This is a genomic window from Methanobacterium sp. (genome assembly GCA_030017655.1).
In the GTDB taxonomy this organism is placed as follows: Archaea; Methanobacteriota; Methanobacteria; order Methanobacteriales; family Methanobacteriaceae; genus Methanobacterium_D.
The window spans coordinates 1-22288 of sequence record JASEIM010000007.1 but is presented as its reverse complement, the minus strand read 5'-3'; the positions used below and the strand labels follow the sequence as shown (position 1 = coordinate 22288).

Sequence of the window (22288 nt, the reverse complement as noted above, 5' to 3'; positions counted from 1 at the left end):
CACTGGAAATGTATGATCTCTTAAAAAATAGAGGGTTACTGTCCTCCACTAAAAAAATACAATATCTGTTGGATTTCCTGTAAAACTGAATTAATGGCATTTAATATGCTTTGAATTGGATCTAAGAAACTATTTACTTCTGCAGCTGTTTCATTAGCCACCTCAGAAGCATTATTAAGTGCATCCTTTGTAGTATCAGTAATATTATCTAGCTGGTCTTGAGGGGCTGCGCTTATTGATAGAATATTGACACCAATAATTGTAATAAGCAGAGCTAATATGCAGAATTTTTCCATTTTCATTTTCTCACCATTTTCAATTAAATCAATAATCAAAATTTAAATATTATCTTATTAAATTAAATATGTTACCCTATTTAATCATAAATAACAGGAGAATAAAAATGAGTAATGAACGCTATAAAAAAGGAATTGAAATGCTTAAAATAATGAATCCTACATCTTATAAGCAATTAGCTGAGAACTTAGAGGATATTGCCCCTGATATGGCTCGTTTTGTTGCAGAATTTCCTTATGGGGATATATATACACGCCCCGGCTTAGATTTAAAAACAAGAGAACTTATAACAGTTGCAGCAATCACAGCTCTTGGTACAGCCCCTTTACAACTTAAAAGCCATATTAAAGGTGCCTTAAATGTTGGCTGCACCAGGGAAGAAATAGTTGAAGTTATGATTCAAATGGCCGTTTATGCAGGTTTTCCAGCCGGTTTAAATGGAATTTATGTTGCAAAAGAAGTATTTGAAGAGTTAGATAAATAAGCTATTTACCTTAACTTAAAAACCTTTTTAGCATTCTTTTCGGTTATTTTTTCCACATCAGCAAATGATCTAGACTTTATTTCTGCAATTTTTTTAACCGTTTCTTCTACAAATGCAGGTTCATTCTTCTGACCCTTAAATGGTGAAAGATATGGGCTGTCGGTCTCTGTAAGGATATTTTCAAGGGGAGCATATTCAACAAGTTCCTTATGATGGTCTGAATAGCAGATAATTGTTGAAAATGAAACATAATAGCTTTCATCAATTATATTATTTAATGTTTCAAGATCGCCCCCATAACAATGGAATATAACATCAACATCAGCCGAATATTTCTTAATCATCTCCAATGCCTTTAATTCAGCATCCCTTGCATGTATTACAATAGGCATTTCGTATTCATTTGAAAGATCAATAAAGGACCTGAAAACTCTTATCTGCCTATTTCTTGCCTCATTATCTTCGATATGGTGAAAATCAAGTCCTGTTTCCCCAACTGCAACAGCCTTATCGATATTTTCATTTATTTCTCTAAATGCCTGCTCAATTATATTATAATCTGCTTTTGAGGCATTTACCGGGTGAAAACCCAGAGTACCATGTAAAAATCCCTTATATTCCTCTACAAGCTTTAGTGTCCTTCGATTTCCACCCAAAGTGGCTCCTGAATTGATTATGCCATTTAATTTTTTCTTCGCTCGTTTAATAACATCTTCCCTGTTTTTGTTGTAGTCCTTAAAATCAACATGACAGTGTGTATCAATCATTAATCTCACCTTTAAAATGACTAAATTAAATGAAAAAAATAAATAGTTTAAATTCCAAAACGTCTTTCTCTTTCCTGATATGACCTTAAAGCCCTTAAAAAATCAACTTTTCTCAGTTCAGGCCAGAGACTGTCACAGAAATAAAGTTCGGAGTATGAAGATTGCCATAATAAAAACCCGCTGAGTCTTTCTTCACCGCTTGTTCTTATTATAAGATTAGGATCCTCTAAACCTGCAGTGTAAAGATTCTTATTAACCAGATCCTCATTAATATCCTGAATTCCAATTTTTCCTTCCTTAAATTCCATGGATATCTTTTTTATGGCATCTATTATTTCCATACGTCCATCGTATCCTATGGCAATATTTACAAGTCTTTTATTGTAATTTTCCGTAGATTTTTCTGCAATTCTTATGGCCTCTCTTACATTCTCTGGAAGAAGCTCTAACTGTCCCACCGCTTTCACTTTAACTTTATTTTTATGTATTTTGGGATTGTTTGCAATTCCTTCAAATTCCTTCTGGAAAAGATGCATTAATCCTTTTACTTCTTCAGGAGGCCTTTTAAAATTCTCTGTTGAGAATGCGTATGCTGTAACAATTTCTATTCCAAGTTCAATTGACCAGTCAAGTACTTTTTCAAGGGTATCCACACCCCTTTTATGTCCATCTATGGCTTCCATGTTTCCCATCAACCTGGAATAACGTCTGTTACCATCCATGATTATTGCTATGTGTTTGGGCATATTTTGAGGCTTTAGATTTCTTGATATATACCATTCATATGCTTTATAAACTGGTTTTAGTATTTGCATTTTGATTCCTGCTCTTTAATCTTGCTAGATAATTTGAAAATTCCAATGCTCTTTTATATCCTTCGATGCTCTGTGATCTTGAAGTATCAACGAATATCTCATTAATTCCAAGTGTTATGGCACCATGGCTCTTGCCAGAACCTAAAAAAACAAGAGTTCTGAATATTAAGTTTCCAGAAATTCCATCCGGTGCCAGAATGAAGTTTGCCTTATCATTTATAGCATTTTCTATTAATATAAAATAGTGTTTTACAGAATATTTATTTTTTATTATCCCTGTTATATATTCTCCTTCTTCAATTGAATCATAAATCTTTTTACTTCTATCCACATCTTCAGGCCTTCCTCCTGAAAGAACAGCTATATTGGGTTTTATGCCGAGTCTTAATAAAAATTCAGCCCCTAATTCAATTATTTTAATTTTATGCTCTTTACTATCTCCTTCATCAATTCCTACAGGGGCAAAAAGGAATTTATGGCCATTTACTTCTAAAAATGAAGCTCTAAATATATCAGTATTATATTTTTCCTTTAAAAGTGGCAGAATCCTTGAAGAACTTATGGATCCACGTACAGCAGCATCAACTTCTTTTTTAAGAAGCATTCTAATTAAATTTTCCTCTGATTCTGTTAAAATTACTTCAAAATTAACTTCTTTTGAAGCATCAACAATATTTTTATTTTCACCAATACCTGCTGCAATTTTCATAATTATCATTTATAAAATTTATCAATTTTTTTTATTCTATATTTTAAACATTTATATGATTTTTTTATCTAGTTATCATCATACTAATTTATACTTTCTTTTATAATAGAATTTAAATATTTTTGTGAAAATAGCTTATTTAATCATTAAATTTATTAAAATACCCCATAGCATCTTTTTCTAGATTTAAGAAGTTTTTAGAACCTACGCCAGATTACGATATAATTTAATTTTTTTGATAATTCATTTATTTGCCAATTTGATATTAATGAAATCTTACCTACTTAAAAATTATATAATACTTATTATGCATTTAATAATAAAAATAATATATAATAATACAATTTTGTTAATCATAAAAATAGAAAAATACTTATTTAATGATGTCTGTATATACTATCATAGAAAAATAAAAAATCACAATTATTTATAAAAAATATGAGAAAATAACGCCTGATAATTATTTTCAAAAATATTATAATTTTATAATGCTCTTAAAATGCTTAAAATATCTTAATATTAATTAAATTATCATTATCTTTAAAATAATTTATTAAATTTTAAAGGTGGGCATAATGTTACTGGATAAGGAAGTAAAAAATGTTTTAGGATCTGGACGTAACTTAACTAATTCAGGCGGATATCTGATCTGTGAGAACTGTAAGGGGTATTATAAGCTTAAAAATAACGAATCTCCTAATGACTTTTCACGATGTGATTGCGGTGGCCTACTTGAGTATCGTGAAAACATTGATAACCTATTAAAAATTCCTCAAATCCTCGATGTGTATGATGATGTCGAAATCAATGAAGATATAAATGATTTTGATGAATATGAGGAATTACAGCAAATTATTGATTTTTTAAGAGCTAAAGCTACAGAACGTAAGAAATTTCTAGAAGATCTATGCCAGCGTTTGATCAGCCAGGAAGAACTCCTGAATGAAATTAGAAATGAAAGATTTAATGAAATAAATTCAGGAAATGATTCTGTATGGGATATTTTAGAAGAAAAAAGTCTTGATAACAAGATCAATGGACAAAAAAAAGTAATTAGCAGCATTATGGAACAGGAAAACCAATTTTTATCCCATATTCAGGAAAAAAGGAGTAAAACTTTAAGTATTTCAGGAGAAGTATATCCCACTACTTTAACAAAAATAAGTATCGTAGCCCTGTTTATAATAGCCATAGGCATAATATCCATATTTATATTTAAATAAAAGTATATAATACTTTAAATAAGTTTTAAATTTAAATATTAGTCTATTTTTAAATTTAATTGCTTTAAACATGTTGATTATTTTTTTAGACTTAAAAATATTTACTTTTCCAAAATATTCTAACCCTCTTGGCTTAAAAATCAATTTCATAGAAATAAAAAAATAGCAAAAAGTACTTATTTAATAAAATTTGGATATATCAACATAATAAGGATAATATCGATATAAAATCAAAAAAGGTAGATATACACCATTTAAGCCATTTATAAGTTTATAATATGATGATCATAATATGAGTAATATATTACTCACATATTCAAATTTCCAATCCGTATAAGGAGTTTGGGGAGTGGTTGTGTTTTAATGAGTGTAAAAAATAACAAAAAAAGGAAAATCAACTCTGAAAATGCTCTTAATGGATATTTGGTATGTCATAGCTGTCATGGATACTATGAACTCAAGGATAATGAATCTCCAGATGATTTTACTGGATGTGAATGTGGAAGTCCTCTTATATACACAGAAAACATTGATAATATATTAAAATCTCCTGTTACCTTTAATAAGAATGAAGAATATGAAGAGTTAGATGATATAGTAAATTATTTAAAAACTGAGGCCCGAGAACGTAAAGAAGTTTTAAAGAGCTTATCAGAACGTATAACCATCCAGGAACAGGCACTGAATAATATTAATAAAGAAAATTTAATAGATAGTAATTCCATATGGGATTTATTAGAAGAAAAAGACATCGAAAACGAAATTAATAAGCAAAAAAAATTAATTGAAAATAGCATCAGTCAGGAAGATGCTTTTTTATCAAGGATTCAAGAAAAACGAAGTAAATCAAATTTATCATTATATACAGAAAAGATTCGTATACCCTCTATTTTAGTAATAGGTTTAATTATAATTCTATTAGTTTCTATTATAGCATTATATGCCGTATAAAATGATAAAAGTTATTAAAACTCTTTAAATCCATTATTTTAACTTCTTCATGTAGCTATCTATAATTTCAGCTGTTTTATCCAATTCTTCATTATCATGCATTAGAGAAATAAAACAGCATTCAAATTGAGACGGAGGAACAAAAATACCCTCTTTAAGAAGCTTGTGGAAATAACCAGTGAACATGTCTGTATTTGCAGTTTTAGCATCTTTATAGTCATAAACTTCATTTTCAGTAAAGTAAATCTGGAACATTGAGCTTAAACCTGCGAGTTTATAATTCAGGCCATTATCTTCAAGTATATCCCCAATTAGACCCCTCAAATAAGTACCTTTATTATCCATTTCAGTATAGAATTTTTTATCGAGTTGATTGAGCATTGAAAGTCCTGCCGTCACAGAAATCGGATTACCATTAAAAGTACCTGCCTGATAAACACTTCCAGATGGAGCTATCATCTCCATTAATTCTTTTTTACCAGCTAAAGCACCCATTGGAAATCCGCCACCAAGTATTTTTCCTAAAGTGACTAAATCGGGTGTGACATTGTAATATTCCTGCGCTCCACCTTCAGCTATCCTGAAACCAGTTATTACTTCATCAAATATAAGAATTATATTATTTTCCTCAGTAATTTTCCGTAAAAATTTTAAATATCCTTCTTTTGGAGGGATACATCCTATATTACCCATTACTGGCTCAACAATTATAGCAGCAATATCATTTTGAACTAGATCAAGAATAGCCTCTTCATCATTAAAAGGGACCAGAACTGTGTTTTTTGTGGTATCCTCAGGGACACCGGGTGAATCAGGTAATCCTGCTGCGCCAGATCCTGATTTTACAAGAACATAATCATGTGCTCCGTGATAAGAACCTTCAAATTTAATAATCTTCTTTTTACCTGTAGCTGCCCTTGCAAGTCTAATCGCACTCATAGTAGCTTCTGTACCTGAATTAACAAAACGAACCATTTCTGCACATGGTACTTTTTTAATTACCAGTTTTGCAAGATCTATTTCCTTTTGAGTGGGTACGCCGAATGCTGAACCCTGCTCTAACTGGTTCTTAACAGCATTAATAACAAGATAATTAGCATGACCCAGAACAAGTGGCCCGTATGCAAGACAATAATCAATATAAGCGTTTCCATCAACATCAAAAATTTTGGATCCTTTTCCATGTTTTGCAAAAAAAGGATATGGCTTATACGCCCTAACCGGTGAATCAACTCCCCCTGGCAGGTAGTTTTTGGCTTCTTTAAATAATTGTTCTGATTTCATTTTTTTAGCTCCTCAAATCATTTACCATTTTAAAAATTCATTAAAATTAATCTTTATTAAGCTGAATGAGTGAATTTACAACTGCAACAGCAACAGGAGTACCGCCTTTAGGTCCTTCAGTTATAATATTGGGAATTCCAGTCATTCTAAGAGCATCCTTAGATTCTGCAGCCCCAACAAATCCTACAGGGACTCCTATAATGGATCTTGCATTCATTCCCTTATTTTCAACTAAATTTATAGCTTCAAAAAGAGCTGTTGGTGCATTTCCAATTACTATAATGCCATCGAAACCCTTATTATGTGCAACCCTAATTGCTGCAGCCGCTCGAGTGATCTGTTCTTCCTTTGCGAGCTTTACGGTTTCTTCATGACTTATATAGCATTCTACTTTGCCTTCGTATTTATTTATACCTGCCCTTACCATATTGATATCTGTTAAAATGTCCTTTCCAGATTCTACTGCTTTAATGCTTTCCTGCACAAAATCAGAGGATATTCTGGTAATTTCAGCATAATCTGGGTCTGCAGTTGAATGTACAATTCGCTCAACTATTAACTGCTCATCAGATGAAAGATCCTTTATTTTATCACCTATTAAAGCCCTGACTATTTTTCTGCTTTTTGATGCTATATCATAGCCCTGTTTTGTGGATGCTCCCATTAACATAGTATCTAAAAATATTCTCCCAACTTCATTAAATAATATTAATTAAATTATACGACACTTTCTGGCTCTTTTGAGTTTTCTGCTGCCTTTTTATCTTCAACTGCTAAACTGATTACATCAGTACCTGCAATTTTATCTAAATACCTTATTTTAGAGCCCCCTGCAGCATATCCTGCAATGAGATCAATAATTAGGGGAATCCATAGTATTTTAGATAAATTTCTTATAAAAGCCTTCTGGTAGTTCAGTTTGTCTTTATCTGATACAACTCTGATTTTCATTAAAGTTTTGCCAAAAGTTGTGCTGTAATTACCCTCAAGATAAGTGAAATACCCAGTAATGATTAATACTGTCAATATGGGCCAGTAATTTAAAATTCCAAATCCTCCAACTAATCCAATTAAAGGATAAATTAAAGCACTTAAAATCCAGATGATTAATGATATAACAAAAGCGTCTATTATTAGAGCTGTAAATCTTTTTCCCCATAAATTCTGCATTTTATACTCCTCAAATTCTTTAAATTTGGGTTCGAAAAATGTTTGTATGCAAAATTCTTCGAATTTTGCTGCCATTGGACACGACAAAAATCCTTGATTTATGACAGTTTCTCATGCGCATGAAACTTTGTTTTCATATGCTGCAGTTTTCCTCAACCTCAAATTTTATTACTCTTCTTAAGTATATTAAGTTATAAAAATGTTTTCCTTTTAATAAAATAGGTTTTTACCCGTTAAAAATTATTTTTAACAAACTCTTGGAACTGGATCTGCTATTGGAGCCTCAAGAATTCTTTTTCCACCCAGTAAGGTTTCAATAATCACATGTTTATCTTCAGTTACTTCACCTATAATCTGAGCATCCTTACCATATTTGGTATTTCTTATAGCTTCAAGAATTTCATCTGCTTTTTCGGCTTCGACACCCATAACAACCTTTCCTTCATTTGCAACTTCATAAGGATCAATTCCCAGCATCTCTGAAGCTGCATGAACCTGCTCTTTAACTGGAATTTTATCTTCAAAGACAAACATTCCCACACCAGATTTTGATGCAAGCTCATTTAAAGTGTTCGCAATTCCACCTCTTGTAGGGTCTTTCATCGCTTTAACTCCACCTATTTTTAAAGCTGCTTCAGTCATTTCTGTAATTGGTGCAACATCTGATTTTAAATCTGTTTCAAATCCAAAACCTTCACGATAGGACATCAATGCAATTCCATGATCTCCAACGCTGCCTGTTAATATAATTTTATCTCCCACATCAAGAGATGAATCACTTGTTATTTTCCCCTTTTCTGCTATTCCAATACCTGTTGTGGAAATAATTATCTTATCAAGTTTGTCTTTTTCCATTACCTTTGTATCTCCAGTTACAAGGGCAACATCAGCTTCATTGCATGCTTCATCCATTGATTTTATTATTCTTTCAAAGTCTTCACTTGTAAATCCTTCACTTATTACCATCGCATTTGCAATTGCAAGTGGCTTTGCCCCCATTACTGCCACATCATTTACAGTCCCTGTAATTGATAATTTTCCTATATCTCCACCTGGGAAAAATATTGGGTCAATTGTATGGCTGTCTGTGCTTATTACAATTTCATAGTCCTCAAATGGAATTGTAGCACCATCATCCAGTTCTCCAAGCCCTATTCCACCATTAACTTTTTTATTTTTGATATTATTGAGTATAATACCTGATATTAAATTTTGCATCATTTCTCCGCCAGCGCCGTGTGCCATACCGATTTTCATAGGTTCACCTGTAGTTGTTTATACTATAAAATGCTTTCTTTAATTTAATACCTTATTAAATAATTAAAAAAGCAATTAATTTTAATAGTTTGTTTATATATTACTGAATTAGTTTAATAAAATATATCTTTTTTTATACCTTTATTAAAAAAAAGACTTTCTGCATAATATTCTATTTAAATGAAATATTTAAATATGTTTAGATAATATATCTTAATATTCTAAGTAGTTAGATTCAATATAACTTTAAAAAGTTGATCTAATTAGAGAAATAGTCAGCTATTCATAGAATAGTACTTTTTTGAGAAAATAACGTTTAAGAAATTTTTCTCTGATAATTAACTATATAAAACGTATTTAGAGGTTGAAGAAAAACTATAGCATGTAAAAATCTTTAATTTTTGCTGCATGCGAAAAATGAAATTTTTCGCGGTTACGAAGCTTTGCTTCGTAAGCATCAAAATTCATAGAATTTTGACAAGTTTTTCTGAACTATCGAAACTAAAGTTTCGATGTACCAAAATCATAGATTTTGAGTGCCACAAAAATAAAAAAAATTTTGAGGTGAAATTATGGCAATTTGGCAAGGAGAATCATTAAGAAAACCCAGTGGAGGACGAGCTAAACTAAACAAGAATAAAAGAAAATCTGAACTCGGGAAAAGCGCTGCAGAAACTAAAATCAGCGATAGAAGAGTTAAAAAAATCAGAACAAAAGGCGGGAACAAAAAGATTCGTTTAACAAACGACAATAAAATCAATGTGGTCAACCCACAAACAAAAAAAGTTGAAGTTGCAGAGATTTTAAGTGTTATTGAAAACAGCGCAAATACTCATTTTGTTCGTAGGAATATTATAACAAAAGGCGCTATAGTTGAAACCAGCGCTGGAAAAGTCAAAGTAACTTCAAGACCAGGCCAGCACGGTATGATTAACGGCGTATTAGTTGAATAAATCAATTAATACATTTTTAACTATTTTTTATATATTCAATAATGGTGTATCTGTTGAAAGAAGAAATAAAGGAACAAGCACAGAAGTTCCTTAAAGACATCAATAAAACGCTGCCTGAAGGTATGGAACTTGAATATGAAGGATTCTATCAGCGGGGTTTTTTTGTTACTAAAAAAAGATATGCTCTTATTGAAGATGATACCATTATCGTTAAAGGTTTAGAACTTGTAAGGCGAGATTGGGCACCAATTACAAAAAAAACCCAGCAAAAAGTCCTTGGTGCAATTTTAAGGGAAGCATCACCTGAGAAAGCTGCTAAAATTATTAAAGATGTGATTGATAACATTAGAAAAGGTAATGTAAAGCTAGAAGATCTGGTTATACACACACAGCTTACAAAAAACCCAAAAGAATATGCACAGATGGCTCCACACGTTTTAGCCGCGAAAAAAGCCATAGAAAAAGGCAGAAAAGTTGGAAGAGGATCAATCATAAGATATGTTATTGTTAAAGGAAGAGAACCTATAAGTAAAAGGGCTATTCCCATTGAAGATGCCGACATTTCCAACTATGATCCTAACTATTACATTGAAAATCAAGTTCTTCCAGCTGTTGGAAGAATAATAGAAGCATTGGGCTATTCAGAGCAGGAAATACTGCATAACGAAAAACAGAGCAGTCTTGATGCATTTTTTTAATTTTAAAGATAAATTAAATGCACTTTTTTTAAAATTTTATGTATATTGGATACAATTCATTCGTATTTTTCCTTAAGTTTATATCTTTTATAAATTAATGTATTATCAGTCTTCAAAATATTATAGGGGTGTAACAATGATTAAAGCGGTATTTTTTGATATTGATGATACTTTATATGATACTTCTGGTTTTGCCAAGCTTGCAAGGAAAGCTGCACTAAATGTAATGATAGATGCAGGCTTACCTCTTACAACTGACGAAGCTTACCGTCTTTTAAGAGAAATAATTGCAGAATACGGTTCTAATTATGATAAACATTTTAATGTATTAACTAAAAGAGTTTTTGGGGAAGAAAAACCTTTACTTATTGCCCTTGGCATGATTACTTATCATAATGTTAAATTTGCTCTCCTTAGACTGTTTCCACAAACAATTGAAACTCTGATCTATCTGAAAACACAGGGTTATAATTTGGGAGTTATATCTAACGGGATAACCATTAAGCAATGGGAAAAATTAATAAGACTTGATCTTCATCATTTCTTTGATCATGTGATAACTTCTGAGGAAGCGGGAGCGGAAAAACCTGATAAAAAAATATTTGAAGTTGCCCTTGAAAAAATGGGTTCTACTGCAGAAGAATCAGTAATGATCGGCAATAAGTTTGGTGAAGATATAATAGGTGCTTTAAACATTGGAATATCCGCCATACTTATAAATTCACAATTAGAAGAGCAGGATAAGGTATATCTCGAAAAAAAAGGTATAAAACTCGATGTTCTGCCCAATATCGGTGAACTTAAAAATATTCTGTAAGAATACAGAATATAGGTAAATAATCAATGAGCAAAATTTATTAAAAAGTTATTTAAAGCCCCTAAACTCTAAATGTATATTATATCTTAAATTTATAGTACTTAACTTAGTAATAATGAATATACTTAAACACTTACCTCATAATTCAGTTTTAAATATGAATAGACATGTGATAAAACGTTTATAGAGGAAAGATAAGTTAAGAGATTAAATAACTATAAATCAGGTGATCCAATGGAATACTACCACGACTCCCAAATGCAAAAAATATTTGATTATTTAAAACAGCCAAAAACTCTGGAAGGACTGAGACTTTCAGATTCATTTGTTAAGAATTTAATTTTAAAACTTATTTCCAGTTATGGAACCATTAAAACAAGCAGAATTAACGAAATCACAGGGCTACACTGGGATATTTTAGAAGAAAATATTAAAAAACTTGAAGAAGAAAGTTTCTGTGCTCCTACAAGTGGAGGTTTTCTATTTTCAAGTGTTGAATACACAGTAACAAAAAAGGGACATGAAAAAGCCAAAAGAAGCCTAGAAGAAAATCCATACATTGGTTTAGCTCCAGTTTCATATGAAGAATATTATAAAATAATGGAAATTCAGCTCAAGGGCAGATTTCCAATACATATCCCTGATGAAGTTGTAAATTTTACTTTTAATGATGTAGTGGGCGTTGAATATGCAAAAGAAGTTTTAATAGAATCATGTACTGTGGGAAGAGGTATTTTTGTTTATGGACCGCCAGGAACAGGTAAAACATTCATAGTTGGTAAAATGCCTGATCTATTACCTCCTCTTGTTATTCCAAAGTTCATTGAATTTGGAGGTGCGGTTGTCCAGCTTTATGATCCCGATTTCCATAAAAAATGTAAGGAACAGCCTGAAGATCCTCGTTGGGTTAAAATTTATGCACCATTTGTTCTTACAGGTGCCGAACTTAGTTTAAACAAACTTGAAACAAATTATAATCCCAATAAAGGAGTATATGAAACTTCCCCAATAATAAAAGCAAATGGAGGAGTTCTTTTAATAGACGATCTGGGAAGACAACGAGATGACCATGAACTCCTTCTAAACAGGCTCATCGTACCTATGGAAAACAAAAAAGATGTTATTTATGTAAGAGGAATTCCTGTAATTGTTCACAGTAATTTTATACCTGTATTTTCAACTAATTTAGACATAAGTATAATGGATGAGGCTCACCTTCGAAGGGCTCCACTGCATATTTTCCTTAAAAATCCACCTATCAGCGAACTGGTTGAGGTTTTCAAACGAAACCTGGATAATTTAGGAGAAAAATACGGAGAAGATGTTTTAGAAAGATTTATAAAGGTCTATACTCCTATTTCCGAGGGTGGAGAAGGTCTGGATCCAACATTTGCTCATGCAAGAGATCTGGCCCAGATTACTCAAGCAGTTAGGATAAATCAAGGAAAGGAAGTTATTGATTCTGAAGCTCTGGAATTAGCCCTGGGAAAACACATTTTAATTGAACTTCAACGGCTTAAAATTGATATTACGCAGGTGGCAAAGAAAGTACGTTCATACCGTATTACAACAAATGATGTCGAATCAGCGCTTAATGCTTTAAATGAATATGCCTCCTGCGGAATATCATACGAAAAAGATGCACTTATCATTGATGTTGAGGAAACAATTACTCCCGTAGATCTTGCCACATATCTGCATAAAAAGGGAATTCGTGCAGATAAAATTGACTTAATCGCAGAATCAGAAAGGGAGCTCAGAAGAACCATTCTCCATGACTGATTGTTTAGTGGAATCTTCAGCATGTTAATAGAAAATGTAGGATTGATTGCAAGTTTTTTTGCAATCTTGATGTTTGCAAGTCCTATTGCCCAAATAAGAGAAATAATAAAAGATAAAAATTCCCATAAGTATCTCCATTACTATATGGAATGATGATAATAAACTGTGTATTCTGGGTAATTTATGGGTTTGGAATAAACAACATTTATATAATTACCCCAAACTCTATTGGGGCTTTAATAGGACTTTCAACACTATTTATTATTTAAATATAGAAAACCATTGGAAACCGCTTAAAAGGAAATATTTTTCTAAAATCAATTATTCACATGTATGTCCAATTATTTAGGTCTTATTCTGATAATTTTATCGTCACCGGACTGTGGAATACCTCTTCCATCCCTATTTGAGGTGGTAATATAAAGATAACCATCATGTTCAATAACTTCTCTGATTCTCCCTAAATCTGTGAAAAGCTCTTCTTCACCAGTTATCGTATTACCATCAAATCCAAGGGTAATTTTACGTAATTGTGAACCCCTTAACCCTGCTACATACAGATTGCCGTTATAGTATGTGATTCCTGAAGGGGCAAGAGTAAAGTCCTGATAAAAGATTAATGGTTTGATATAACCTTCTGCAGATTCATTACCTTCATATATAGGCCATCCATAATTTCCACCCCTTACTATGATGTTTATTTCGTCATTTCGAGTCTGACCGTGTTCTGATGAGTACATCTGTCCTGTTACAAGGTTCCATGTTATTCCCTGAGGATTTCTATGCCCATATGAGTAAACATAATTACCAAAAGGATTATCTGAAGGAACACTGCCATCTTTATTTAATCTGAGTATCTTTCCTGCTAATGAATCAGTATCCTGCGCTAATGAACGTTCACTTGCATCTCCTGATGTTGCATAAAGTTTTCCGTCTGGGCCGAATTTTAGTCGCCCCCCATTATGATTCGGTGCACTTGGAATACCGTCCAATAGAACGGTTTCATTTTCTAATCTTTCGTTTAAAGTGAATCTTGATATTCTATTTCCATTTGGACCTGTGTAATAAAGATATACAAATTTATTTGTGTTAAATTCAGGATCAACTGCAACTCCCAACAATCCAGACTCGCTTATTTCATTGGCATTAACGTCCCCTACATTTTTAATCGTTCCATTATCAAGAATACTGATTTCTCCGCCACGTTCTGTAAATATAATTCTATTGTCGGGTAGAAAGTCTATTGCCCATGGTGTGTCTAAATTTTGGGCTAAAATTTCCATTTCAGATCCCTGCGGTTCTGGAGAATTTGTTATAGCAAAAATAAGTATTATAGCTATTAAAATTAAGGTAGCTATAATTATCAACGGTTTATTTTTCATAATAATCATCATTTCCTTAATTTTAATAATATATTTATATTTTATTTCTATTAATTTTTGTCAATAAAAAAAAAATCAAAATCATTTTATTTTAATATAACTTTTAATCTAATCATATTTTTTTCATGTTAAAACTCTAAATCATTTGAATTATTTTTATTAGTCTTAAAAATCCGTATTATCTTGTAATTAACGATTTAAGTAATTTTGAAGGAATTAAGTGCAGTTAAATACAAATGATTTAATAATAATTTATACATAATAGATATTATTTCAGTTGAAAAATCTAAAATTTTCCGAACCCTTGGAAATCTGTCAAAATTCTACGAATTTTGACGCAATGAATCGAAGATTCATATGGTTTGATTTCCAATATTTGCAAATCGGAGATTTGCAACCGGAAAAAACGAGGTCTTTTACATGCTCACAAAACTGGAAGTTTTGTGGCCGCAAAATTGAAATTTTCGAATGCCGGTGAAAACCATGTTTCCGCGGCCCCGAATGGATTGCATTCGGAGGCCCGAACACTTAGTGCTCAACGGTCCAGTTTAAAAAAATTTGAGGTGAAATATTGGATCAGTACAGGCTTTTTTTACAAAGAATAGGTTTAATAGGTGCATCAAACTTTCTGATAACTATAACGCCAATCATTTTGTTACCCATTTTAACACAGAACCTTTCTATTCCAGATTATGCAGTATGGGTCCAATTTCAAATTACCATTACACTTATTCCATCCATTGCAATACTCGGACTGCCTTATACGATGGTGAGATTCATGGCTGCATCGAGGAATAGAGAAGAAATACAGGAATCCTTTTATTCGATTCTTTTTGCCATCTTTGGTGCAAGCATACTTGTAGCCATAGTACTTTTTCTTCTTGCAAGACCTATTTCTGATGCATTGTTTGATGGAAATCTTGCGGTAGGAATAATATTACCTTTCACCGTAATTATGACTGCTTTAATGTTACTCTTCTTTGATTTCTTCAGGGCATTTAATCAAATGACAAAATATGCTATTTTAACCACAGTGCAAGCATATATGATTATTATTTTTGCTGCAATATTAGTACTGGCTGGATTTGGATTAGTTGGGGCAGTTACAGGAATTCTGATTACTCAAACATTAATTTCAGCAATAATGTTTGTAATGGTATTCAGACAAATCGGATTTAAAATACCCAGATTTAAAAATTTAAGAGAATATTTGACATTTGGAGTACCTACAATTCCAAGTAATGCTTCATTTTGGATATTAGATGCTACTGATCGTTATGTGATTGGATTAGCAATTGGTATAACTGCAGTTGGTTTTTATTCTGCAGGTTACACAATAAGCGCCTTAATGGCACTTCTCACATCGCCTCTTTATACAGTTTTACTTCCTATTCTGTCCCAATATTATGCTGAAAGAAAAATTAGACAGACCAGATTCCTGCTGAATTACTCCATTAAACTTTATTTAGTGGTAGCAGTTCCTGCAGTAATTGCTTTATCTGTTCTTTCCAAGCCTCTTCTTTATATATTATCAACACCAGAATTAGCAGATCAAGGATTTATAATCACTCCAATTCTTGCTCTTGGAGGGTTATTCCTGGGCCTTTACAGCATTGTAACACAGATACTGGTCATGGAAAGAAGAACAAAGATTACGGGTAATTTATGGATTATTTCAATAATTCTAAACGTTACATTAGATATTACATTTGGATATCTATTTGGAATAGTTGGAATAGCCGTAACAACACTGCTTATTTACTTATTCTCATTTTTAATTACAGCTTATTACTCATTCAAGTATATAAGGTGTAATTTTTATTTTGGATTTTTAGCAAAAATAATATATGCAGGAATATTTATGGCCATTATACTTGTGCTTTTAAATCCATTTGGACCCATTAACGTCATATTATCAAGTTTATTCGCATTTGTATTTTATATTTTTGTTTTATGGTTGCTTAAAGGAATTAAAACAGATGAAATCAAATTTTTCATCGATGTTATAAAAGAGATAATTATTAACAGTTATAAATCCATAAGAGGATTAACTTAATAAATCAAAAAGGTGATAAACATATGTCCATACTGAAAAGGAGTAAAGAAAAAGGATTTAAAGATATAGAGACTAAAGATGCATTCACCATACTTGAAAAAAAGAGGAATGACCCTGATTATGTAGCTCTGGATGTACGTACCCCTCAAGAATATGAGGAAGGACACATAGAAAATGCTGAATTTTTAAATGTTAAATCTAAAGATTTTGAAGATGAACTGAAAAAATTAGATAAAAACAAACATTATTTTGTGTATTGTAAAAGTGGAAGAAGGGGTAAAAAAGCAGCGGAGTTAATGAAAAAACAGGGATTTAAAAATTTATACAATATTATTGGCGGATTTGATAAATGGAAATCAAAAAGATTACCCTTTGAAAAATAAATTGTTAAATTACAGCATAAGCTGTAATTAAATTGTTCCAGTATTCAGTTGGAGAATATATGAACAGCAGCAGTTCCGCCGGTCCCACCAATATTGTGAGTCATACCTATTTGTGCGCCATCTACCTGACGCTTACCAGCTTCTCCTCTTAATTGCCATACAATTTCAGCTGCCTGAGCAATTCCTGTTGCTCCTAATGGATGACCTCTGGCTTTAAGTCCTCCAGATGGATTTACAGGTATTTCACCGCCTATTTCAGTCATACCTTCTTCAATTGCAGGTCCACCTTTTCCTTTTTCAACAAATCCAAGGTCCTCTACTGCTAATAAACCATTTATACTGAAACAATCATGAACTTCAACTGCATCAATATCTTTTGGTTCAAGTCCAGCCATTTTATATGCTTTTTTGGCAGCATGTACTGTAGCATCAATTGTGGTTAAATCTTTTCTATCGTGCAGGGCAATTGTTCCTGAAGCCTGTGTAGATGCTTTAATATATATCGGTGTATCAGTGTACTTTTTAGCTTCTTCTGCAGGGCATAAAATAGCTGCAGCAGCACCATCTGAAACTGGTGAACAATCGAGAAGTCTTAATGGATCTGCAACCATGGTGGAGTTTAATACAGAATCTACTGTAATTTCCATTGGAAATTGGGCAAGAGGATTTTTTGAAGCATTTTTGTGGTTTATTACTGAAACCATTGCAAGCTGTTCTCTTGTAGTTCCATATTCATACATATGTCTTCTGGCCATCATTGCATATAATGATGGAAAAGTAACGCCTTGCTGTGCTTCCCATTCCTGATCAGATGCAGTAGCAATAGCTGGAGTAGGATCTACAACATCAGTCATCTTTTCAACACCAGCTGAAATTACTATGTCATGATATCCTGATGCCACAGCCATTATCCCATTTCTAAGAGCTAGTCCACCAGATGCACATGCAGCTTCAACTCTCGCACAGGGTATTGGTGTTAATCCTGCATGATCAGCTATTAATGATGCGATATGTTCCTGTTGAACAAAGAGGCCTGCAGACATGTTTCCAACATACATAGCTTCTAAATCTGCTCCCTCAATATTTGCATCCTCAATAGCTCCCATTCCTGCAGTAGTAATTAAATCTCTAAATGATTCTTCCCAGAGTTCCCCAAATTTTGTTTGTGAAACTCCTATAATTGCAACGTCTCTCATAATAATCCCTCTTATGCCATCCTTAGTTTTCCTTTATATTTGGCATACATTGCGTAATCAACATAATTTTTATTTGCCACTAACTCTGTGACTTTTGGAGCAAATTCCCGTCTTTCTTCTATATTATCATTTACTTTTATGCTGAATGCATCGCTTCCAGCACCAGATCCATATGATACTGCGAGTATTCTGTCTCCAGGATTAGCAATATCAAGTATAGCGGCTAATCCAAGAGGAGTTGCTCCAGAATAGGTATTTCCAATAACTGGAGTTAAAAGGCCAGTTTTTGACTGTTCGTTGTTAAATCCAAGTTTTTTTGCTGCTTTAAGATAAAATTTACCGTTTGGCTGGTGGAAAACAGCATGGTCATAATCTGATGCTTCAGTTCCCATCTTTTCAAACATGCCTTTTGCTGCAGATAACACATGCTTAAAGTAGGCAGGTTCTCCTGTAAATCTTCCTCCATGTCTTGGATATGGCTTTCCTTCTCTTCTGTAGAAATCTGGTGTATCTGTTGTAAAACTGTAAGTTGCTTCAATGTCTGCAACTGTATTTTGATTTCCTATAATGTAAGCTGCCCCTCCTGCAGATGCTGTATATTCCAGAGCATCTCCTGGAGCTCCTTGAGCGGTATCTGCACCAACTGCCAATCCATATTCAATGATTCCGGAATCTACAAGGCCCATACATATCTGCATGCCTGCTGTACCTGCTTTACATGCAAATTCTAAATCAGCTGATGTCATGTCTGGTGATGATCCAACTGCTTCTGCAACAATGGTTGCTGTTGGTTTAACAGCGTATGGGTGTGATTCTGATCCTACATATACAGCTCCAATTTTTTGTGGATTAATATTTGCTCTTTTAAGGGCGTATCTTGCAGCTTCCACTGATATAGTGGCTGTATCTTCATCAGGAGCGGGTACAGACTTTTCCTGTACTACAAGACCTCTTGAAATAGCGTTTGGGTCATCTCCCCATACTTTAGCTATTTCTTCTACTTTAATTCTGTATGAAGGTATGTAAACTCCATATCCTACTATTCCTGCCATTTAATATCACGATCCAAATAATCGATTTTACAATCTAGTTTTATACTTTTATTCATTAATTAATGGTTGAAAATTTAAATAAAATATAATTTTTTTATAAGACAATTTAGTTATATCATATTGCTTGATACGAACTTATAAAGTTTACTATAAATAAGAGTAACAAAAGATAAGGAGAATCCTTAAATTTAAGAATAATCTCCCTAAAACAGATATTTTAATTAGAATAATTATAATAATATTTAAATTAGCTTAAAAGCTGAATATATAATAATCTAGTCCCTTTAATAAATTCTATACCCTCTGATGTCTCTACTGCTATGTTCAGGTAATTATCTATGGCTAAAATCTTACCATCCTTGGTTTCATTATTTTTTTGCATAATCTGAACATCTTTATTTTTAAATTGTTTTAGCTGCCGGTGCAGCGGATTCTCTTTTTTTTCTTCTGATTTAGATGCTATTATTTTGCCTCTCATTATATCCTCCCTCTCCATAAGCTTTGAAGTTTTATAAGCTTAATTTGTATGTTTAATTATAATTAATTTAAGTTTCCTGATTAAATAATATTATTTCTTTTAACTACTTAAATTAAAGCCCACTAATTCACAACAGATCAAAAAACATTAAGAATTGTTCTAAAAATACTGGCCCTGCCAGCTGTAACGCTCTTCTTTCCACGGATCACCATGATTATGATATCCATTAGATTCCCAAAAGCCTTTTTTATCTTCTGCCATAAATTCAACACCTGTAACCCACTTAGCACTCTTCCAGAAGTACAATTTCGGAACTATAAGCCTTAAAGGAGCACCATGTCTTGAATTAATTTGTTTCATGTTATGATGGGTCGCAAATATAACATCAGGCTCAAAAAAATCCTCAATTGATAGGTTAGTAGTAAATTTAGGTGCGGCATGTACCATAATATATTTTGCTTCAGGAAGTATATTTACCAGTTCTTTAATGGTCGAAGAACTTACCCCTTCCCAGAGATTATTCAGTTTTGACCATGATGTGACGCAGTGTACATCTGAAAAGACCTTAACCTTGGGAAGTGACATAAATTCATTATAATTCAATTCTTTTTCTTCTTCTACAAGTTCCAATACTCTGAATTTCCATCTGGATTTATCAATTCTTTGTACTGAACCGGCATGCAGAACAGGCCATTTTTTAACTTCATGTTGACCTGGAGGAATTCTATTTTTTCTTTCTGTATCTTCACTTATGATTATATTTTTATCATTTCGTATTATATTGATTTCTTCTTCATTGAAGACTTTATCTGTTTTAATTTTATTTTTTATTCCACCAAATAAATGTTTCAAATTTATCCCTCATGCATTTAACAATTTTAAAAGAGTCTTTGAATCATTTGTTGGTGCTTTACAAGTGCCTTCAGAACATATATAAGCTGTTGGTCTATTATCTTCACTTATTTTAAATTTAAGCGAGGGAATAATTTCTAAAATTTCTGATGCTTCATCATGGGGTCTTAATACAATAGTTTTATTGGGGATATAATTAGTTCTAGTCACATCTATCATTGCTCGGGTTTCATCTTCATCTGGATTTCCGGCAATCACTATTTCGTATGAAGGCCCAACTTTATAGTCAAATGCAGCTAAAAACTGAGTAAAACCCGTTGGAGATCTTAAAATTGTTTCAGAAAATGCTTTTTCTATCCCTGTAATTTTTTGTTTAAGTTCTTCATCTTCAGTTATCTGGGAAATCTTTAATAAATTGAGCATCTGTATTGAATTTCCTGAAGGAATAGCAGCATCATATATCTCCTTTCTTCTGATAAGGATTTTCTCACCGTCATCAGAGGTGAAATAGAATCCCCCGTGTTCAACATCCCAGAAATGTTTTAATAAGATTTTATTTAAGGATAAAGCTATTTTGAGATATTTTAATTCAAAGGAGGCTTCGTAAATTTCTAAAAGTCCATTTATTAGGAATGCATAATCGTCTAAATTCCCAGCTATTAAAGCTTCTCCATCCCTAAAACGGTGAAAAAGTCGATTATTTTCACACATTGTATTAATTATAAAATCTGCAGCATTTTGGGCTTCTTTTAAATATCTTTCTTCGCCAAATACTCGGGCGCCCTTTGCAAAGGCCGCGATCATCAGTCCATTCCAATCTGTTAGTATTTTATCATCTCTATGCGGTCTGATTCGCTTTTCGCGGGCATTGAATAGTTTTTCTCTAATTCTTTCAATTCTTTCAGAAACTTCTTTCCCTGAAATTTTAAATATTTCTGCTATGTCTTCAGTTGAATTTTCCATGTGGATTATATTGGCGCCGGACTTTTCTCCAGTGGCTTCTTCACTGAAATTACCTTCTTCAGTTATTCCAAATACTTTAGAAGCAAATTTAGCATCTTCAACATTTAATATATCATTTATTTCCTTTAAACTCCACACATAGAATTTTCCTTCCACACCTTCACTATCAGCATCTTCTGCTGAATAAAACGCTCCCTCAGGAGATTTCATATCCTTTAAAACGTATTCAAAGATTTCCAATGCTGTTTTTTTGTATTTATCATTTTTTGTAGCCTGATAAGCTTCAATATAGACATTTGCAATCAACGCCTGATCATATAGCATTTTTTCAAAGTGAGGGACCAGCCACTTATTGTCAACTGAATAACGGTGAAAACCAAATCCGATATGGTCATAAATTCCCCCATTTCTCATTGAATCAAGTGTATCCTCTACAATTCTTAAAGCTCTTTCATTTCCTGTACGTTTCCAGTACCTAAGCAGAAATAAAAGGTTATGAGCTGTTGGAAACTTGGGAGCACTGCCAAATCCGCCATTTACTTCGTCAAAACTCTCTGAAAGGATTTTATATGTTGTATCGAGGATATCTGGATTAATTTCTCCGGCCGATGAAGTTTCTGAAACTTTCTGTAGTGCATCAATTATCTTTTCTGCAGAATCATGGATTTCTTCTGGTTTAGAGTTCCATAGTTCCTTAACATTTAATGTTAATTCTTTAA

At 32.5% G+C, this 22288-nt stretch carries 23 protein-coding genes; 9 read left to right on the top strand and 14 right to left on the bottom strand.

Annotation, left to right across the window (positions count from 1 at the left end):
* Window positions 1-35 precede the first annotated feature (35 nt).
* Window positions 36-302, bottom strand: coding sequence for a hypothetical protein (locus QMD61_04585; GenBank protein ID MDI6723901.1), 267 nt, complete (start codon window positions 300-302; stop codon window positions 36-38).
* 101 nt (window positions 303-403) lie between these two features.
* Here QMD61_04585 and QMD61_04580 point away from each other — a divergent pair, with 101 nt between their 5' ends.
* Entirely contained in the window at window positions 404-781 is a 378-nt protein-coding gene (locus tag QMD61_04580) for a carboxymuconolactone decarboxylase family protein (protein ID MDI6723900.1), read from the top strand.
* A gap of 5 nt (window positions 782-786) precedes the next feature.
* Here QMD61_04580 and QMD61_04575 read toward each other — a convergent pair whose 3' ends face one another.
* The 3 genes from QMD61_04575 to mtxX are packed head-to-tail and all read right to left on the bottom strand — an operon-like array spanning window position 787 to window position 3072.
* Window positions 787-1548, bottom strand: coding sequence for a TatD family hydrolase (locus QMD61_04575; GenBank protein MDI6723899.1), 762 nt, complete (start codon window positions 1546-1548; stop codon window positions 787-789).
* A 47-nt stretch (window positions 1549-1595) separates the two neighbouring features.
* On the bottom strand, window positions 1596-2363 hold the full coding sequence (uppS, locus tag QMD61_04570) for a polyprenyl diphosphate synthase (GenBank protein MDI6723898.1): 768 nt from the start codon (window positions 2361-2363) through the stop codon (window positions 1596-1598).
* Window positions 2338-3072, bottom strand: a complete 735-nt coding sequence (mtxX, locus tag QMD61_04565) for a methanogenesis marker protein Mmp4/MtxX (GenBank protein ID MDI6723897.1) — start codon at window positions 3070-3072, stop codon at window positions 2338-2340. The genes uppS and mtxX overlap by 26 nt, the downstream gene beginning before the upstream one ends.
* A 575-nt stretch (window positions 3073-3647) precedes the next feature.
* Between mtxX and QMD61_04560 the strand changes: the two genes are divergently transcribed.
* Window positions 3648-4295, top strand: a complete 648-nt coding sequence (locus QMD61_04560; GenBank protein ID MDI6723896.1) for a hypothetical protein — start codon at window positions 3648-3650, stop codon at window positions 4293-4295.
* A gap of 363 nt (window positions 4296-4658) precedes the next feature.
* Window positions 4659-5246 carry a hypothetical protein gene (locus QMD61_04555; protein ID MDI6723895.1) on the top strand — a complete coding sequence of 196 codons (588 nt, stop codon included), beginning with the start codon at window positions 4659-4661 and terminating at the stop codon, window positions 5244-5246.
* Between the two features lie 33 nt (window positions 5247-5279).
* On the opposite strand, the gene hemL is transcribed toward QMD61_04555, so the two are convergent.
* The 4 genes from hemL to hypE form a co-directional block, all read right to left on the bottom strand.
* Window positions 5280-6530 carry a glutamate-1-semialdehyde 2,1-aminomutase gene (gene hemL, locus QMD61_04550; GenBank protein ID MDI6723894.1) on the bottom strand — a complete coding sequence of 417 codons (1251 nt, stop codon included), beginning with the start codon at window positions 6528-6530 and terminating at the stop codon, window positions 5280-5282.
* A gap of 46 nt (window positions 6531-6576) precedes the next feature.
* Window positions 6577-7200 carry a cobalt-precorrin-8 methylmutase gene (locus tag QMD61_04545; GenBank protein MDI6723893.1) on the bottom strand — a complete coding sequence of 208 codons (624 nt, stop codon included), beginning with the start codon at window positions 7198-7200 and terminating at the stop codon, window positions 6577-6579.
* Window positions 7201-7247: 47 nt separating this feature from the next.
* On the bottom strand, window positions 7248-7700 hold the full coding sequence (locus QMD61_04540) for an RDD family protein (GenBank protein ID MDI6723892.1): 453 nt from the start codon (window positions 7698-7700) through the stop codon (window positions 7248-7250).
* Between the two features lie 246 nt (window positions 7701-7946).
* On the bottom strand, window positions 7947-8957 hold the full coding sequence (hypE, locus tag QMD61_04535; protein MDI6723891.1) for a hydrogenase expression/formation protein HypE: 1011 nt from the start codon (window positions 8955-8957) through the stop codon (window positions 7947-7949).
* Between the two features lie 572 nt (window positions 8958-9529).
* Between hypE and QMD61_04530 the strand changes: the two genes are divergently transcribed.
* The 4 genes from QMD61_04530 (at window position 9530) to QMD61_04515 (ending at window position 13207) form a co-directional block, all read left to right on the top strand.
* Window positions 9530-9910 (top strand): 30S ribosomal protein S8e, encoded by a 381-nt coding sequence (locus tag QMD61_04530; GenBank protein MDI6723890.1) that lies wholly within the window; start codon window positions 9530-9532, stop codon window positions 9908-9910.
* Window positions 9911-9951: 41 nt separating this feature from the next.
* The gene (locus QMD61_04525) at window positions 9952-10608 is read left to right on the top strand and encodes a DNA polymerase domain-containing protein (protein MDI6723889.1); all 657 of its coding nucleotides are present in this window, start codon (window positions 9952-9954) and stop codon (window positions 10606-10608) included.
* 136 nt (window positions 10609-10744) lie between these two features.
* Entirely contained in the window at window positions 10745-11425 is a 681-nt protein-coding gene (locus QMD61_04520) for a TIGR02253 family HAD-type hydrolase (protein MDI6723888.1), read from the top strand.
* 234 nt (window positions 11426-11659) lie between these two features.
* On the top strand, window positions 11660-13207 hold the full coding sequence (locus QMD61_04515) for an ATP-binding protein (protein MDI6723887.1): 1548 nt from the start codon (window positions 11660-11662) through the stop codon (window positions 13205-13207).
* A 341-nt stretch (window positions 13208-13548) separates the two neighbouring features.
* Here the strand turns inward: QMD61_04515 and QMD61_04510 are convergent, their stop codons facing one another.
* The gene (locus tag QMD61_04510) at window positions 13549-14589 is read right to left on the bottom strand and encodes a PQQ-dependent sugar dehydrogenase (GenBank protein MDI6723886.1); all 1041 of its coding nucleotides are present in this window, start codon (window positions 14587-14589) and stop codon (window positions 13549-13551) included.
* Window positions 14590-15160: 571 nt separating this feature from the next.
* Here QMD61_04510 and QMD61_04505 point away from each other — a divergent pair.
* Window positions 15161-16645 carry an oligosaccharide flippase family protein gene (locus QMD61_04505; GenBank protein ID MDI6723885.1) on the top strand — a complete coding sequence of 495 codons (1485 nt, stop codon included), beginning with the start codon at window positions 15161-15163 and terminating at the stop codon, window positions 16643-16645.
* Window positions 16646-16668: 23 nt separating this feature from the next.
* Complete coding sequence (locus QMD61_04500; GenBank protein MDI6723884.1) at window positions 16669-17028, top strand: rhodanese-like domain-containing protein; 360 nt, start codon at window positions 16669-16671, stop codon at window positions 17026-17028.
* A 44-nt stretch (window positions 17029-17072) separates the two neighbouring features.
* Here the strand turns inward: QMD61_04500 and QMD61_04495 are convergent, their stop codons facing one another.
* From QMD61_04495 to QMD61_04475, 5 genes are all read right to left on the bottom strand, one after another.
* Window positions 17073-18224: a thiolase domain-containing protein gene (locus tag QMD61_04495; protein MDI6723883.1), complete on the bottom strand. Its 1152-nt coding sequence runs from the start codon at window positions 18222-18224 to the stop codon at window positions 17073-17075.
* 11 nt (window positions 18225-18235) lie between these two features.
* Window positions 18236-19276 carry a hydroxymethylglutaryl-CoA synthase gene (locus QMD61_04490; protein ID MDI6723882.1) on the bottom strand — a complete coding sequence of 347 codons (1041 nt, stop codon included), beginning with the start codon at window positions 19274-19276 and terminating at the stop codon, window positions 18236-18238.
* A gap of 247 nt (window positions 19277-19523) precedes the next feature.
* Window positions 19524-19754, bottom strand: coding sequence for an LSM domain protein (locus QMD61_04485; GenBank protein MDI6723881.1), 231 nt, complete (start codon window positions 19752-19754; stop codon window positions 19524-19526).
* 159 nt (window positions 19755-19913) lie between these two features.
* On the bottom strand, window positions 19914-20606 hold the full coding sequence (locus QMD61_04480) for a molybdopterin-dependent oxidoreductase (GenBank protein MDI6723880.1): 693 nt from the start codon (window positions 20604-20606) through the stop codon (window positions 19914-19916).
* Window positions 20607-20615: 9 nt separating this feature from the next.
* Window positions 20616-22288 (bottom strand): thioredoxin domain-containing protein (locus QMD61_04475; GenBank protein MDI6723879.1); only part of this gene is annotated, 1673 nt, incomplete at its 5' end.